Consider the following 16,230-nt stretch of genomic DNA (forward strand, 5'->3'; position numbering starts at 1 on the left):
CTAGGTCGCCGACCATCCATCCGGTGACAGATACAACCTGCAAGTGACCAGCTACAACCTGTCGTCACCGGACATCGGCCGACCCGACATGCCCCATGACGAAATATATTACTACACAAGATAATTCGATCTTATTGAGGACGAATTACCACAGCGCCGCAGCAGCTGTCACCGATCACCGACCCATGACAGCCCAACCTCACACCACCTACAGTCAATATTGACTGTAGGTGGTGTGCTGCGTTACCTTCAGCTGACACCGCGCGAGCGCGGGAGCGCATGACTTATCACCAAGTGATTGATCGTTCGACTGTCCGAGCCACCATCACGGCCGGAGAACGCCCACAGATAGGGCCGCAGACAATGAGGAGCGCCGATGCCGAACGAGGCCATCGTGTACGAGGCGATTCGCACCCCCCGAGGTAAGGGGAAGAACGGATCGCTGCACAGTGTCAAGCCGATCGACCTCGTAGTCGGCCTGATCAATGAACTGAAGGTTCGCTTCCCCGATCTCGATCCGGCTGGTATCGACGACCTCGTTCTGGGCGTCGTCACGCCGGTGGGCGATCAGGGAGGCAATATCGCGAAGGCAGCCGCACTGGCCGCCGGATTGCCGAATACTGTTGCGGGAGTTCAGGTCAACCGATACTGCGCCTCTGGCCTGGAGGCGACCAATCTAGCCGCTCAGAAGGTGCGTTCCGGATTCGAGAATCTGGTTCTGGCCGGTGGGGTCGAGTCCATGTCGCGTGTTCCGATCGGTACCGACGGCGGGCCGTTGTTCAACGATCCGGCCACCGCCTACGATCTCCACTTCGTCCCGCAGGGCGTAGGCGCCGACCTCATCGCGACGATCGAGGGGTTCAGCCGCGCCGACGTCGACGCCTACGCCGTCCGGTCCCAGCAGCGTGCGGAATCTGCTTGGGTTGGTGGGTATTTCACGAAGTCGGTGGTTCCGGTCAAGGATTTCAACGGTGTCACCGTGCTCGACCAGGACGAACATCGACGCCCGGCGACGACGATCGAGTCGCTGGCAGCACTGAAGCCGTCGTTCGCCAAGCTCGGAGCCGCCGGCTTCGATGCGGTTGCGCTGCAGAAGTATCCCTCCGTCGAGCGGATCGACCACGTCCACCACGGTGGTAACAGCTCCGGAATCGTCGACGGCGCCGCACTGGTTCTGATCGGAAACGAAGGAGCGGCCACGCAGTTCGGACTCACGCCCAGGGCGCGCATCGTGGCAACCGCGGTATCGGGCGCCGACCCGACGATCATGCTGACAGGACCGCGTCCGGCCACCGAGAAGGTGCTCGCCCGGGCGGGTCTGAGCATCGACGACATCGACCTTTTCGAGTTGAACGAGGCCTTCGCCTCGGTGGTTCTGAAGTTCCAGAAGGATCTGGGCATTCCCGACGAGAAGCTGAACGTCAACGGTGGCGCGATCGCTATGGGGCACCCGCTCGGCGCCACCGGGGCCATGCTCGTGGGCACTGTGATCGACGAGCTGGAACGACGCGGAGATCGCCGTGCACTGGTCACGCTGTGCGTCGGCGGCGGTATCGGAATCGCGACCATCATCGAACGCCTCTGAGCTGGAACGGAACTCTGCAATGAAGCAACCACAGGTAATCGGCTGGCAGCGAGACTCGGACGACATCGTGGTCCTGACCCTCGACGATCCAGCCGCGGCGGCCAACACGATGAACAACGAGTTCCTCGAATCACTGACCGCAGTGGTCGATCGACTCGAGACCGAGCGCGACTCGCTCCGCGGCATCGTTCTGACCTCGGCGAAGAAGACATTTTTCGCGGGCGGCAACCTCGACGACCTGATCGCCGCGACACCCGCCGACGCACAGCACTTCACCGATTTCTGCAACAGCCTGAAACGACAGCTGCGCCGGCTCGAGACATTGGGCAGGCCCGTTGTGGCTGCCATCAACGGCGCCGCGCTCGGCGGCGGACTCGAGCTCGCACTCGCGACACATCACCGGATCGCCTGCGCACGAGGCGTAGTCGTCGGACTGCCCGAGGTCGGGCTGGGACTGCTGCCCGCGGTCGGCGGAGTCACGCGCACCGTGCGCATACTCGGCCTGCAGCGTGCGCTGAGCGAGGTTCTGCTGTCCGGCACGCGGTTCAAACCAGAGAAAGCGTTGCAGCTCGGACTGATTCACCGGATCGTCGACACGGTCGAGGAGTTGGTCCCGGCCGCCAAGGCATGGATCGAGGCGAATCCGGATGCCGGCCAGCCATGGGACGCCAAGGGCTACCTGATTCCCGGCGGCTCCCCCGCCGATCCCGAACTGGCGACCCAGCTTCCGATCCTGACCGCGGCCCTGCACAGCCGGTCGAAGGGTGCTCCGCTACCGGCACCGCGTGCCATCCTGGCCGCGGCGGTCGAGGGCGCACAGGTCGACTTCGAGTCGGCCGCACTGATCGAGACCCGCTATTTCATACCGTTGGTCACCGGCCAGATCGCGAAGAACATGATCCAGTCGGCATTCTTCGATATCCAGACCGTGCATGGGGGCGCCAGCCGTCCCGCGGACGAGCCGGCCTTCGCCGCGAAGAAAGTCGGTATCCTCGGCGCCGGAATGATGGGCGCCGCGCTGGCGTACGTGTGCGCGCGGGCAGGGCTTCCGGTGGTCCTCAAGGACGTCACTGCGGAATCGGCGGTGCGCGGCAAGGGATATGCAGAGGCGTTGGAGGCCAAGGCACTGGCCCGCGGCACAACGACCGAAGCGAAATCGAAGGAACTCCTCGACCGCATCGTTCCGACCGCCGATAGCGCCGACTTCGAAGGCGTGGACTTCGTCGTGGAGGCGGTATTCGAGGACGTCGAGATCAAACAGCGTGTGTTCCAGGAGATTCAGGATATCGTCACCCCCGACGCGGTGCTGGGATCCAATACCTCCACACTGCCGATCGGCACGCTGGCCGAGGGCGTGAATCGGCAGCAGGACTTCATCGGCATCCATTTCTTCTCTCCCGTCGACAAGATGCCGCTGGTCGAGATCATCACCGGTAAGAACACCTCCCGGCAGACCTTGGCGAAGGTTTTCGATTTCACCCAGCAGATCGGCAAGGTCCCGATCGTCGTGGGCGACAGCCGCGGCTTCTTCACCAGCCGAGTGATCATGACCTTTCTGGACGAGGCCGTCGCCGCGGTCGGCGAAGGCGTCACTCCGGCGCTGATCGAGCAGGCCGGTGCGCAGGCCGGATACCCCGCTCCGCCACTGCAACTCATGGATGAACTGACCCTCACGCTGCCGCGTAAGATCCGCCAGGAGAAATGCGCCGCGATCGAGGCCGCCGGTGGACGATGGACGGCGCACGGCTCCGAAGCGGTCATCGACACCATGATCGACGCATACGATCGCAAGGGTCGCTCGACCGGTGGTGGCTTCTACGACTACGACGAATCAGGTAAGCGCATCGGCCTATGGGCCGGGTTGCGTTCCGCCTTCGGCGCGGGCGCCAACGACATCCCCCTGCGAGATCTACAGGACCGGATGCTGTTCGCCGAAGCGTTGGAAACCGTGCGATGCTTCGACGAGGGCGTTTTGACCTCCGTTGCCGACGCCAATATCGGGTCGCTGTACGGAATCGGCTTTCCGGCCTGGACCGGCGGGGTGCTTCAGTACATCAACGGCTACGACGGCGGGCTGACCGGTTTCGTCTCGCGGGCACGGGAACTGGCCGACCGCTATGGTGATCGCTTCACGCCGCCGGACTCGCTGCTGGCCAAGGCATCGCGCGGCGAGACATACCGCTGATGCGACCCTTTCGGCCGACGGGACACCCGGTCCGCTGGGTGTCCCGTCGGCCGTAACATTGTGTGGCAGGTAGGCCGGACCGGATCCGCGCTCGCCTCGACGTTCTACTACGACAACACCGCGTCGAGGAATGCCTCGGGCAGCGTGGACCCGCGCTCGGTGTCGCGCGCGACGCGTTCGAGGATCGCGAGCACTCCTGGGTCGCCGTAGCGGAGCAGACCGATCAGCGATCGTTCCGCGCACATCCGTGCGCACGGCAGCAGGATCCGCTCGGCCTGTTCCGTCTCGCCTGCCGCGGCGAGACAGGCGACCAGCAGCAGGTTGGCCTGCAACAGCGCCCTGGGCCGACCTTGTCCGGCGATGCGGTCCACGCGGGCTCGCGCGAGCATACCTGCCTCGGCCGTAGCTGTGATCGACTGCCGCGCAAGCAACTCCCGGATCACCGAGTCCTGCTCCAGTTCCGCCGTCACCAGCTCTATCCCGTTCCCGGCTTCGCCCGAGCCGGGCCGTGCGGAGCCCTCGTCCGAATCGCGTTCGGCGGGAACGGGTATCCCGGTCCGGATGCTCTCGTTCACGATGCGGGCCGCCAGCCGGGGCAAGGACAGCGCGGTAGCGAGGCGCAAGCCGTCCGACAGGCGCTGCCGGGCGCCGTCGAGATCCCCGCGCAACGCTTTGATCCGTGCGCCCGTGCCGAATGTGGCAAGCATGGAATCGACGATGCCGCCCTCCTGACCGAGTTCATATCCTTCGTCGAGCAGACGTTCCGCGGCATCGATATCGCCCATGTCGAACAGGAGGTCGCCCAGCAGGGCGCTGGCGATCCGCGCCGCGTGCAACCGTCCGCCACGGCTCTGCCTCGCGATGCGCACCGCGTTACGGAAGTACTCCTCGGCAGCGGCGATATCGAGCTCCTCGTTCGCCGCGATGCCGTCGAAGCTGTAGCCGTACATGACACTGAACGGCCCACGCGTGTGCCGATGATAGTCGGCCGCCCACTGCTGCCTTCGATGCACCGCCGCGAAATCGAAGCGGTAGATCGCGTCGAAGGCGTCCATATCGGCCGCGGTGCTGACGACCCAAGGATGCAGTATGTCCGGCCGGGCCAACGCATCGGCCACCAGTTCGCGCACTCCACCGACACGGTCACCAGACACGCGCACGGCGGCCTCGACCACGGCGGCCTCGATCTCCAGGCTCTCGTCCCGCTCGCGGCCATCACAGCGAAGTAGTGAACGCACATGCGCCAAAGCGGAATTCGCGGTGTCACGACGTTGCAGGAGCAGGCTGGACCATACCACCGCGAGTTGCAGGCGCGGACTCGACGACACCGCGGACACCGGCAGCTTCCCGATCACCGCGAGCAGTGTCGACATCTGCGACTGCTCGAGCAACCGCGTGCCGTCACGCTCCACCATGTCCACAGCCCATCTCTGGTCACTGGCCGCCAGCGCGTGCTCGACCGCCTCGCGAAGGAGTCGCTCGTGCGAGAACCACCGGGCTGCGGCGCGATGCAGGTCCGCGATCCATTCCGGATGATCACGCTCGAGCCGCCGGCGCAGGAACTCGGCGAAAAGATGGTGATACCGGAACCACTCCCGATCCACGTCGACTCTGCTGAGGAACAGGTCACGGGCCTCGACCTCCTCCAGTAATGCGGTGCCATCCGGCATTCCGGACAATGCCGAGGCCAGGCCGCCCGACAAGCGATCGGTGATCGAGGTGCGCAGCACGAATTCGAGCATCCGCGGTTCCAGCCCGTCGAGCACGTTCTCGGCCAGAAAGTCACCGATGGCGTGGTGGCGGCCCGACATGTTGCCGATCAGGTCGCTGGGATCCTCGGCGGTCCGCAGCGAGAGCGATGCCAGCTGTAATGCGGCCACCCAGCCTTCGGTCGACTCGGTCAAGTGGGCGATGTCGGCGGGGTCCAGTGCCAGCCCGCCCGCACCCGCGAGGAACGAGCGTGCTTCGGAAACGTTGAATCGCAAGGTGTTCGAGTCGATCTCGACGAGTTCGTCGTGAACTCGCATACTGCTCAACGGCAGACCGGTCCGGTTGCGACTGGTGACGATCACCTGGAGGTGATGGCACCCCCGATCGAACAGGTAGGTGAGCGCCGATCTGGTGGCGGCGTCGGTGACTCGGTGCCAGTCGTCGATGATCATCGCGACCGGTTCTGCCGTGGAGTGGATCTCATCGACCAGGGCGGAGAGCACATAGGGCGACGCGTCGCCGCCGTGCAGTTCGAGCATCTGCTCGAGCTTTTCGGTCAGCTCGGGTGACACCGGCCGCAGGGCCTCGATCAGATGCGCCAGGAACCACAGCACGTTGTTGTCGTCCTGGTCGACACTCAACCATGCGACACGCACATTCTCCCGCCCGAGGATGTCACGCCACTGAGCGGCCAGCGTGCTCTTGCCGAATCCGGCCGGCGCGTGGATCACGATCAGTCGCCGGCGCTGCCCGGCTCGGAGCAAATCGAACAGGCGCTGCCGCACGACCATGGGACGTGCCGGCGTCGGCGGCCGGAATTTGGTCGACGCGGCGGGTGGTGTGCACAGCGCGGAGGACCTGCGGCTCGAGCCGGTGGCGCCTATGGTGAACCGCGGCGGCCCGATCGCCCGGATGGTCGAATTCTTTTCCGCTCCTTCATTTTTCGCTTCGACGGGAAGAACCATTCGATCGGCGGGAAGATGGTGGCGGAGCTGGCTCACGCACAGTTCGTCGCCGAATTCCGCGGCCGAGAGCTGCCGGTCCCCCGGATCGTCCGACATGGCCCGTTCGATCACGCTACCGACGTCTTTCGGGATTTCGAGTGCATGCAAGTCGGGCAGCGGCTCGGAGGTGATGCGCAGAAACTGGGAAACGAGCTTCTCCCCGGTCCGGCGCTCGAAAGCGGCATGCCCAGTGATCAGGCAGAACAGCGTCGACCCGAGGCTGTACACGTCCGAGGCGACGGTCGGCGGGGAACCTCGGAGCACCTCCGGCGCGGTGAACGCGGGTGATCCGGTGATGACCCCGGTGGTCGTGACGAAGCCGCCGGATACGTGCGCGATGCCGAAGTCGGTGAGTTCAGCTTCACCGAACTCGTTCAACAGGATGTTTCCGGGTTTGACATCACGGTGCAGTACCCCCGAGCGATGGACCGTTTCCAGGGCGCCCGCGGTCTTGATCACAGCCCGGACGGCATCGCTCCACGGCAGTGGCCCACTGCCTTCGATCTTTTCCCGGAAGGACTTCTGCGGATGGTACGGCATGACTATGTAGGGTCGCCCCGCCGAGAGCGCACCGCTGAACAGAATGCTGACGATATTCGGGTGTCCCGAGAGCTTGGCCATGGCCCGTTGCTCACGCAAGAACCGCGAGAGGTTCTCCGAGTCCAGTTCCGCGGTGAGTACCTTCACCGCCACGGTCCGATCCAATGCCGGCTGCTCGCAGCGATACACCACTCCGAAGCCGCCGTTCCCGATCGGGGTGACGCCCTCGAAACCTGCCGACTCCAATTCCGAGGCAATGCTTTCGGCGAGATCATGGCGGGTCCGCTGCGGATCGAAGCTGACCATCGATCGGCCCCATCTCCCGACATCCACCCGCGTCGCACGAGACCGGAAATTGCTCATCGCACCGGCAGCCGTCCGGTCCGCCTGCTGGCGTATTACCAGCATACCGCGCGTAGCCTGGTCGGCTCGGGCGATCGAGACGACTCCGGAAGCCTGACGCGGCGTGAACATGGCAGCCGGATCCGCTACTCGCCCAGCGGGATCGCGGCGGAGTATGTGCCTTTGTGATACAGCAACGGCGCGTACGCCTGTTCGCCGTCGTCGTCCCAGTACACGCGCACGACACGGCAAACGACCAATACCGAATCGCCGGCCGGAATCAGCTGTTGTACGTGGGCATGGATCCACGTGGGGGTGCCATGCAGCACCGGCTCCCCTGTATCCAGCGGCGACCAGAGCGATTCATCGGCGAACCGCTGATCGGCTGTCTGCGAGAACCGCTTCGCGAGATGGAGCTGGTGTGTGCCGAGCAAATGGACGACTACCGCCTCCGCTGCCTGCAGTGCACCGATGCTCGACGAGGTGCAGGTGATATTGAACGACACCAGCGGCGGATCCAACGACAGCGAGGCGAACGAGGTCGCCGTGAAGCCAACCGGGCCGCTGCGTGAGTTCAGCGTGACGATCGTGACGCCGGCCGGATGACGACGCAATGCGGCACGGTATTCGTGTGCGCTGACATTGCGGAACTGTTCCGGGCGATTCGGCCGGCTCGCGGCCTCTTCGATCGAGCTCGACATGGATTTCTCCTTAGTTCCGTCCACCGAGGTGGTGATGACCGGGATGGGCACGGCGGTCAGGCCGGCTGCCAGGCGTCCGCCGTCCGGCCGTCCCCGTACCGCATTGCTCGCCCGCGCACCGCCGCGACCTGCTCGGGGGACAGCGCCGCACCGATCGATCCGAGCCACGGCAGAGTTCGGAAAGCGATGTGTCCCAAGACCTCCGAGTTCGCCAGGGGCAGTATCGTGACACCGTCCGCGACGTGTACGGCGTGAATATCGGCAATCAGACCGGCCAAGCCCTCCGGTGTTCCGACGTACCGCAGCGAAGTCGGTATCGAAGGCCGTTGCAGCCGACTGTCCAGTCGGGCCAGTTCCCGGCGCGCGGCCGGCGCGTCGTGCGCGACCATCACTTCGACGTCGACCAGGACGATGACCGTACTCGGGTCGCGTCCTTCTCCGGTCGCGGCAGCCTTGAGCCGGGCCGTCTGTTGTTGTGCCGCAGTAAGATCGGGTGCCTGGATCCGCACGACAGACGACGGTTTCGACTCGGCGGCGGCCACGGTCAGGTTCAGCCATTCATCCGGGTCGCAGGAGTGCCCGTTGCTCACCGCCGCGGCATGGTGACCGACCGTGGTCAGCTCGAGTGCCACCCGCAACGGGGGTCTTGCCCCGATTGTCCAGCGCGACATATTCGTTCCATTCCTGTCTTCGGGTCCGGCTGTCGTTGCCGACCGTGAACCGCTCGCCGCGAGCCCTCTCCACGTCCGGGCGGATGGTGGTTCGCACCGAGGCGGCGCGAACCACCATCCGTTGCCCTGCGGCAGGTATCAGGCCGTTGCCGGATCGATCACGATCGCGAACGCCTTGTTCTCGATACCGCCCGACCGATCCAGCGAGATGAACTTCTGCTCGGTGTACTCATCGAGCGCATCGGGGCCGCCTTCGCGTCCCAGACCGCTCTCCTTGTAACCGCCGAACGGGTACGCCGGGTGGATCACGTGCCAGTCGTTGACCCAGACCATGCCCGCATCCAGCTGGCGGGCGACCTCGAGCGCACGCTCCTCGCTGCCCCAGACCCCGGCCGACAAACCATAATTGGTGTCGTTGGCGATCTTGATCGCTTCATCGACCGTGTCGTAGGCCAGAACGGTGAGCACCGGCCCGAACACCTCCTCGCGCACGATCCGCATGGCATTGGTGACGCCGACGAAGATGGTCGGCTCGATCCAATACCCCTTGTCGAACCCCGGCCCCGACGGCGCCCGGCCGCCCAGCGCGACGGTGGCGCCCTCCTCGGCTGCGATCTTGAAGTAGTCGAAGATGCGGTCCCGCTGTACCCGGGAGGCGATCGGACCGATATGGGTGGTCGGATCGAGAGGATCACCGACCTTCAGGGTCGAGGCCCGCTCGATCAGGCGCCCCACGACCTCGTCGTACCTGCTCGTCGGCACCAACAGGCGGGTTCCGGCCTCACACGCCTGGCCGTTGTTCGCCATGCAGGCGAACAGGGCGCCATCCACGGCGATATCGAGATCGGCGTCGTCGAGCAGGACGTTGGCGCCCTTGCCTCCGAGTTCGAGAGTGACCCGCCGGATGGTCTGGGCAGACTGACGCAGGATGCTCTTGCCAACGGCGGTGGAGCCGGTGAATGCCACCTTGCGAACATCGGGATGACCCGCGAGATAGGCACCCACAGGGTCGCCGTCGCCGGTGATCACGTTGAGCACACCAGGGGGTAGCCCGGCTGCCTCGAATTCTTTGGCCAGCTCGAGCGCGAGCAGCGGTGCATGCTCGTCCGGCTTGAGCACCACCGTGTTTCCTGCGGCCAGCGCGGGCGCGATCTTCCACACCGTCGTGAGCAGCGGGATGTTCCACGGCACGATCGCCGCAACCACGCCCAGTGGCTCGCGGCGCACGATGCCGACAGCCGGAACCGGACCGATCTCCGGCCCGCTGGTCTCCCATTCATAGTTCTCCGCCAGGGAGGCCAGGTACTGCATCTGCGCTACCGACAACCCGACATGCAGCGCACCGGTGATCCGGATGGTGGCGCCGTTCTCTCGAGTCTGCAGCACCGCGAGTTCGTCGACGCGTCCACTCAATCGGGTGGCGACCTCGTTGAGCAGCGCCGCACGCCCGGCAGGCGAGGTGCGCCGCCACGTGCCCTCTTCGTGTGCGGCCCTGGCGGCGGCCACGGCCTGATCGACTTCGGCGACACCACCTTTGGCGACCGTCGCAATCAGTTCTTCGGTTGCGGGACTGCGAATTTCGTAAATGTCGCCGGTGTCTATCCATTTACCGTCGACGAACAATGAGTAATGAGGGGTGCTCATCGGTTACTCCTGATCTGATGTGAACCGTCGGACATGGCGCGGGCGCGTCATCCGATTTGTCGTTCTCGCCCTTGCCAATACGGAGCGCGGATCGACTTCTTGTCGACCTTGCCGGCCGGATTGACGGGCACGCTGTCGACGAACTCGACCGTCTTCGGAGCGGGAACGCTCCCCAGAGCGGCCTTGACGTGGTCGATCACTTCGCGCTCGGTAATCCGCGCACCCGGTTTCGGCACGACCACGGCATGGACAGCCTCGCCCCATTTCTGGTGCGGCACCCCGATCACCGCCGATTGCGCCACCGCCGGATGCGTCGCCAGCACATCTTCGACCTGTCGCGGGAAGACATTGAAACCACCGCTGACGACCATGTCCTTCTTACGATCGACGATATAGAGGAAACCATCCTCGTCGAGCCGACCGATGTCGCCGGTGTGTACCCAGCCGTCACGCAGCGCTTCGCGATTGCGGGACGGATCGAGGTAGCCGAGCATCTGACCGAGCTGCTTCGAGCAGATCTCGCCTACTTTCTCCACCGGAAGCAGTCGATCGTCGTCGTCCTGAATGCTCACTCGCACCTGGAACATCGGGCGACCGGCCGAGGCGAGACGCTCGATCCACGCCGGCGAATCCAGGCGATGCTCGTTCTTGCGCAGGCAAGAGACATATCCCTGTTCGGTCCCCGCGTAAGTCTGGATGAAGATCGGTCCGAAGACTTCCAGCGCCTCACGAAGTCGCTCCGGCGTGATCGGCGACCCCGCATAGATAATGGTCTGAAGAGACGACAGATCGTATTGACCCCGCTTCGGGTGGTCCAACAGCAGGTAGACGATGGTCGGGACCACCGCTGTCGCAGTCACCCCGAACCGCTCGATGCTCGTCAACAGGCCCTCGACCTCGAGTCCCGGCAGCATGACGTTCGTACCACCGCGCACGAACGTCGGCATCACGAAGATCTGGGTGAAGTGGGTCAGCGGCGCGCCGTGTGCGAATACCTCGCCGAATCGGATGTCGCCGATTTCCAGCCCCGCCGAGATACTGTACTGCGCCCAGGTGAGATGAGAATTCACCACACCTTTCGGCTCACCGGTGCTGCCCGAGGTGAACAGGACATACGCCTCGTCGTCCTCGAACAGGTCTATCTCCGGCCGGGTGCTGGGCTGGATGCGTACCAGTTCCGAATAGTCCTGCGCATCATTCGGATTCGTCTCCGGGCTGCCGCCCAGTCGGACCAGATTCTGTAGCTTCGGCAACCGGTCCCGGATCGCGGCGACCTTGTCGTCGAACTGTGCGTGATAGATCAGCGTGGTCGCGTCGGTCTGCGCGAGGTTCGATCGGAACCCCTCCGCGGCCGACCGGATCGGCAGTTGGACGAGCACGCCGCCGGCCGCCCAGATCCCGTGCTGCGTCGGGATGAACTCCAGGCAGTTCGGCAACAGCAACCCGACCCGTTCGCCCTTCTGCAGGCCCAGTGCTATCAGGCCGTTGGCGACACGGTTACGCCATTGGCCCAGCTCCCGGTACGTGATCGACCGGTCGCCGTCGATGATCGCCACTGAGCAGGAGTAGTAGGTGCACGCCCGATCCAGGACGTCCGGCAACGTACCCCACATGGTCAGGAACCAGCGAGCGTCGAGGGGTCGAAGCCCTCGACCCAGTATTCGGGGGTGATGATCGGCAGGCCCAGCTCCTGCAGCACCGGGGTATCGTTCCAGTAGGTCGTCTCGCGTGCGATCTTTCCGTCGGCGTCGAGCTGGTGCCAGGTGATCCCCTGGGTGGTCAGGGTTTTGCCGCCGGTGGGAACGCCACGGTAGGTCTCGAGGTCCTGGCCGGTCCACTGCCAGCGGATCACCACGGCCGGGTTGCCACCCGTGCCTGCGAGCGAGAAGCTCTCGAAGACGTCGAAGCGGTGGATGCCGACACCATTCGCCGAATCGCTGTTCGCGAACGGCGCCAGTCGCGGGGCGAGTTCCGTCTTGGTGATCGCCGTGGACAGAACGTGGTCACGATCGGCGTGGTCGTCGTACACCAGGTCGTCGGCATACAGATCGACGACAGCCTCGGTGTCGGTGGTCAGCGCTTTGATCCAGCGCTGAACGTGGTCGTCGTGCGTGCTCATGATTCGAATTCCCTTCGGAGAGTGCGTGGTTCAGGCATTGACGGGATTGGCAACCGAACGCGGCTCGATTGGCAGACCCAGCTCGCCGACCGCGGTGGCGACGTCCCAGAGACTCGCCTCCTTAACGATCAGCCCCTCGTCGTCGTAGACGTGGAACGTGATGCCACGCGCCCCGGGCACCTTGCCGTTGGTCGGCACACCGACGAATGCCGTCGCGGTCGGGGCCGTCCACGTCCACCGGTAGATCGCCGATTTCTCGTCGCCGACGACCTCGTCGATACGGAAATTGTTGATCCCGATTCCGTTTTCTGTGTCTTTGTTCGCATACGGCGCGAAAACACGCAGCAGCTCGTCTCGGTCGGTAATCTTCTGACCGAGAATGGGGTCCTCGAAGAGGAATCCGTCCGCGTAAAGCGCCACGATCGCCTCAGGGCTGTCCCGGAAGGCCTTCAGCCACTTGATTGCAAAGGCATGACTCATAGAAGTTCACTCTCCCTCGGTTCGTGAGTAACACAATTCAAGGTATTGCGACCCAGGTCACCGATTCGACTTCCTCTCGGAGGAAAAGCACCGTCCTAAGGGGGGATGCGAGGGTATGCGGTCCGGAGCGCGCACATGAGTCGATGCCCTCGGGACCACGACGTTCGCGGCCATGAGACGGGCGAGGCCCGCCCTCGGACGGGCACCCCCTCCCTCGGCCATCGCGGCCCCGCGACCCACACCTGCCAACTGGCATTTCCCAGGATTTTCTCCCCCTTCGTTGGTCTCAAATCCCTCTTCCGGGAGGTGTGGCCACACGGCCGCCATTGCCAGACTGAGCTGAACACACACGAAGCAAAGGGTTGATCCATGAGCACGTTCAAAAATGCGGACGAGGTCTACACCTATATCGGTGGAATTTTCGAAATCGCCACCAAGGAACCGGCGTTCGTCGAAGCCACCGCGGGCACCGGATTGGTCGTGAAGCTGATCCAGAACGATCCCGATGCGGTCATGGTGATCGATTTCCCGGGCCAGTTGGTCACGAGCGGCGACGCAGCGCGGAGTATGGAAGCCACCGTGCAGCTTCGGATGTCTTCGGACAACAGTAACCGGTTCTGGCAGGGCAAGCTCAACTTCACACTCGCGATGGCTCAGCGGAAGGTCAAGCTCGATGGCAAACGGTCAATTGCGTTGAAGCTGCTTCCGCTGACTGCGGGATTGTTCGACGTCTACAAGAAGCTACTCGTCGATGCCGGTCGCGAGGATCTGCTGATCCGCTAGAAAACCTTCTACCCCAACACTTCTCACTACAATCAAGGAGCAGGCATGCTGAACCCGGATATGACCGACGAAGAGTTTCAACCGTACTTCGAGAAGGCCCAGAAGGTCTCGAAGTTCTTCCGCGAGATCGGACCCGAGTACGACGAGAAGAACACCTTCGCATATCCCTCGATCAAGGCGTTCAAGGACTCGGGCCTCGGCGCGCTGCCGGTGCCGCGAAGCTTCGGCGGACTGGGCGGCGACTTGCTGCAGACCTCCAAGGTGGTCAGCGAACTGTCCAAGGGCGACTCCGCGATCACCCTCGCCTACAACATGCACTACATCATGGTCGGCATCGCCGGCAATCTGATGAGCGAGGAGCAGAACAAGTACTGGCTCGGTCGCGTGGCGGAGGGCGACCTCATCTTCGGCCCGTTCTCCGAGCAGCGCGCCGGGTTCAGTGGCCTGGCCGATATGAAGGCGGTTCCCCAGCCCGAGGGCGGCTGGCGGCTATACGGCAAGAAGACCTGGGGCACCCTCTGTGAGGCCGCGGACATCATCACCACTAACGCGACCATCACCGACGCCGCGGGCAACCTGCCCGAGGATTTCCAGGAGCGGGTCAACGCCGAGAGCTTCTTCATCGGCGAGTTCAAGGTCGACGAGAACGGCCAGGGTGACGGGATCCGGATCGAGAAGACCTGGAACGCTCTGGGAATGCATGCCACCGGCACTCAGACAATCCACTTCGAAGGCTATTACGTCCCCGAAGACGGCTTCATCTGCGAGTGGCGCTCAGGAGCATTCGGGGTGCTCGAGTGGGCCTCACTGATGTTCGCCAGCATCTACCTCGGCATGCAGTACCGCGTGCTGGAGGAATCGCGGGCGGTGCTGTCGAAGAAGACGCTCGGCGCCACCTTCGGCGCGATCGTCGCTCAGGACACCAAGGTCGCCGGCGTCGGCCACATCATCGATGGCATCGGCGACATGGCCTCGCGCGTCGAGGTGAGCCGACGGGTGCTGTACCAGACCTGTCAGGAACTTATCGATGGGAAGGACGACGAGTGGCCGCTGGAACTGCGATTCCCCTACATCGGCCTGGCCAAGACTTTCATCGCCGACAACGTTCTGCACATGACCCGGCACGCCATGAGCATGGTCGGCGGCTCGTCCTTCCGCAAGGGCACGATCTTCGAACGCCTCTACCGTGACTCCGCGGCGGCGATGTTCCAGCCCCTCAACGCCGACCAGTCCCGGACATACATCGGTGAGTTCCTGCTCCAGCCCGAGGAGCTCGCCGACTGACATCGGCATCAGGATCGAAGCAACCCCCGGCCGAACAGGCCGGGGGTTGCTTCGTCACCCGAGAGCTTCGCCGATCACGACGGCGGAAGATGACCTCGAATGAGCAGCCACGCAATCGCGGTAACCAGGTTCTGGATGGGATCGACCAGATCGATGGTCATGGAGTCTCCTTGTAGGACAGGCGTCACGCGGAGAGCCCGGCCGGTTCGAGCATCTCCTCGATGGCACGCCGAGCATTCTGCGGAAGCGTGTGCAGGATGCCGCGCACGCGTTCCTCGCGCCGCGCCGCGGCCTGCCGGAAAGGCATTCCCGGGGTCGGTTGCATCTGCGGCACGATACCCTCGACGTCCTCGACGCCGCCGGCGTGATGACCGGCGTCGACAAGTGCCTGCTCGTGCGCCATCTGAGCCTCGTCCTTCTCCTCGCTCATGCCGATCGGGCCGATCATGCGGCCGTTGAGGAACTGCTTGACAACCGGCTCATCGCTGGTGAGGAGCACTTCGCGGGGACCGAACATGACCAGTTCGCGGCGGAACAACATACCGATGTTGTCGGGCACGGTGCGGGCCAGGTTGATGTTGTGTGTGACGATCAGGAATGTCGCATCGATCTGTGCGTTGATATCGAGGAACAACTGGCTGATGTAGGTGGTGCGGACAGGGTCGAGTCCCGAGTCCGGCTCGTCGACCAGGATGATCTGCGGATCCAGTACCAGAGCCCGCGCCAGGCCCGCACGTTTGCGCATCCCGCCCGAAATCTCGCCCGGCAATTTGGTTTCCGCGCCGGTGAGGCCGACCAGGTCGAGCTTGTCCATGACGATCTTCTTGATCTCGGATTCACTCTTCTTGGTGTGCTCGCGCAACGGGAACGCCGTGTTGTCGAACAAGGTCATCGACCCGAACAACGCACCGTCCTGGAACAGCACGCCGAACAACTTGCGGATCTCGTAGAGTTCCTTCTCACTGCATTCCAGAATGTCGGTCCCATCGATCAGGATGGAGCCGTACTCGGGCCGCAGCAGCCCGATGAGCGACTTGAGGAACACCGACTTGCCGGTGCCGGAGGGGCCCAGCAGCACACTGACCTCACCCGGTGGCAGAGTCAGCGTGACATCACGCCAAATCGTCTGGGAGCCGAACGATTTCGTCAATCCTTCGACATGGACTTCGACACCACTCACGA

Annotated in this window: 12 protein-coding genes; 4 read left to right on the forward strand and 8 right to left on the reverse strand. The window is 64.0% G+C overall.

Features of this window, described 5'->3' with window-relative positions:
• The first annotated feature begins 376 nt into the window (after positions 1–376).
• Both NM2_RS41860 and NM2_RS41865 read left to right on the forward strand, forming a co-directional pair.
• Positions 377–1,585 (forward strand): acetyl-CoA C-acetyltransferase, encoded by a 1,209-nt coding sequence (locus NM2_RS41860; RefSeq protein WP_067681948.1) that lies wholly within the window; start codon positions 377–379, stop codon positions 1,583–1,585.
• Between the two features lie 19 nt (positions 1,586–1,604).
• The gene (locus NM2_RS41865; protein WP_067681952.1) at positions 1,605–3,770 is read left to right on the forward strand and encodes a 3-hydroxyacyl-CoA dehydrogenase NAD-binding domain-containing protein; all 2,166 of its coding nucleotides are present in this window, start codon (positions 1,605–1,607) and stop codon (positions 3,768–3,770) included.
• Between the two features lie 107 nt (positions 3,771–3,877).
• Here NM2_RS41865 and NM2_RS41870 read toward each other — a convergent pair whose 3' ends face one another.
• The 7 genes from NM2_RS41870 to NM2_RS41900 form a co-directional block, all read right to left on the reverse strand.
• Positions 3,878–7,330, reverse strand: a complete 3,453-nt coding sequence (locus NM2_RS41870) for a serine/threonine-protein kinase (protein WP_067681959.1) — start codon at positions 7,328–7,330, stop codon at positions 3,878–3,880.
• A gap of 182 nt (positions 7,331–7,512) precedes the next feature.
• A complete protein-coding gene (locus NM2_RS41875) occupies positions 7,513–8,067 on the reverse strand; it encodes a flavin reductase family protein (RefSeq protein ID WP_067682031.1) in 555 nt (184 codons plus the stop codon).
• Between the two features lie 56 nt (positions 8,068–8,123).
• Positions 8,124–8,738: a hypothetical protein gene (locus tag NM2_RS41880; RefSeq protein WP_157121768.1), complete on the reverse strand. Its 615-nt coding sequence runs from the start codon at positions 8,736–8,738 to the stop codon at positions 8,124–8,126.
• A 138-nt stretch (positions 8,739–8,876) separates the two neighbouring features.
• Positions 8,877–10,382: an aldehyde dehydrogenase family protein gene (locus tag NM2_RS41885; protein WP_067681964.1), complete on the reverse strand. Its 1,506-nt coding sequence runs from the start codon at positions 10,380–10,382 to the stop codon at positions 8,877–8,879.
• Between the two features lie 47 nt (positions 10,383–10,429).
• On the reverse strand, positions 10,430–11,995 hold the full coding sequence (locus NM2_RS41890; protein WP_067681966.1) for an acyl-CoA synthetase: 1,566 nt from the start codon (positions 11,993–11,995) through the stop codon (positions 10,430–10,432).
• Positions 11,996–11,997: 2 nt separating this feature from the next.
• Positions 11,998–12,501: a ketosteroid isomerase-related protein gene (locus tag NM2_RS41895; RefSeq protein WP_067681970.1), complete on the reverse strand. Its 504-nt coding sequence runs from the start codon at positions 12,499–12,501 to the stop codon at positions 11,998–12,000.
• A 30-nt stretch (positions 12,502–12,531) separates the two neighbouring features.
• Positions 12,532–12,981, reverse strand: coding sequence for a ketosteroid isomerase-related protein (locus NM2_RS41900; RefSeq protein WP_067681973.1), 450 nt, complete (start codon positions 12,979–12,981; stop codon positions 12,532–12,534).
• 369 nt (positions 12,982–13,350) lie between these two features.
• On the opposite strand from NM2_RS41900, the gene NM2_RS41905 reads away from it, so the two are divergent.
• Complete coding sequence (locus NM2_RS41905; RefSeq protein ID WP_067681976.1) at positions 13,351–13,764, forward strand: SCP2 sterol-binding domain-containing protein; 414 nt, start codon at positions 13,351–13,353, stop codon at positions 13,762–13,764.
• A 45-nt stretch (positions 13,765–13,809) separates the two neighbouring features.
• A complete protein-coding gene (locus NM2_RS41910) occupies positions 13,810–15,048 on the forward strand; it encodes an acyl-CoA dehydrogenase family protein (RefSeq protein ID WP_067681978.1) in 1,239 nt (412 codons plus the stop codon).
• Between the two features lie 184 nt (positions 15,049–15,232).
• Here the strand turns inward: NM2_RS41910 and NM2_RS41915 are convergent, their stop codons facing one another.
• Positions 15,233–16,228 (reverse strand): ABC transporter ATP-binding protein, encoded by a 996-nt coding sequence (locus NM2_RS41915; protein ID WP_051194370.1) that lies wholly within the window; start codon positions 16,226–16,228, stop codon positions 15,233–15,235.
• Positions 16,229–16,230 lie beyond the last annotated feature (2 nt).

Source organism: Nocardia miyunensis NBRC 108239, assembly GCF_001613065.1.
Classification (GTDB): Bacteria; Actinomycetota; Actinomycetes; order Mycobacteriales; family Mycobacteriaceae; genus Nocardia; species Nocardia miyunensis.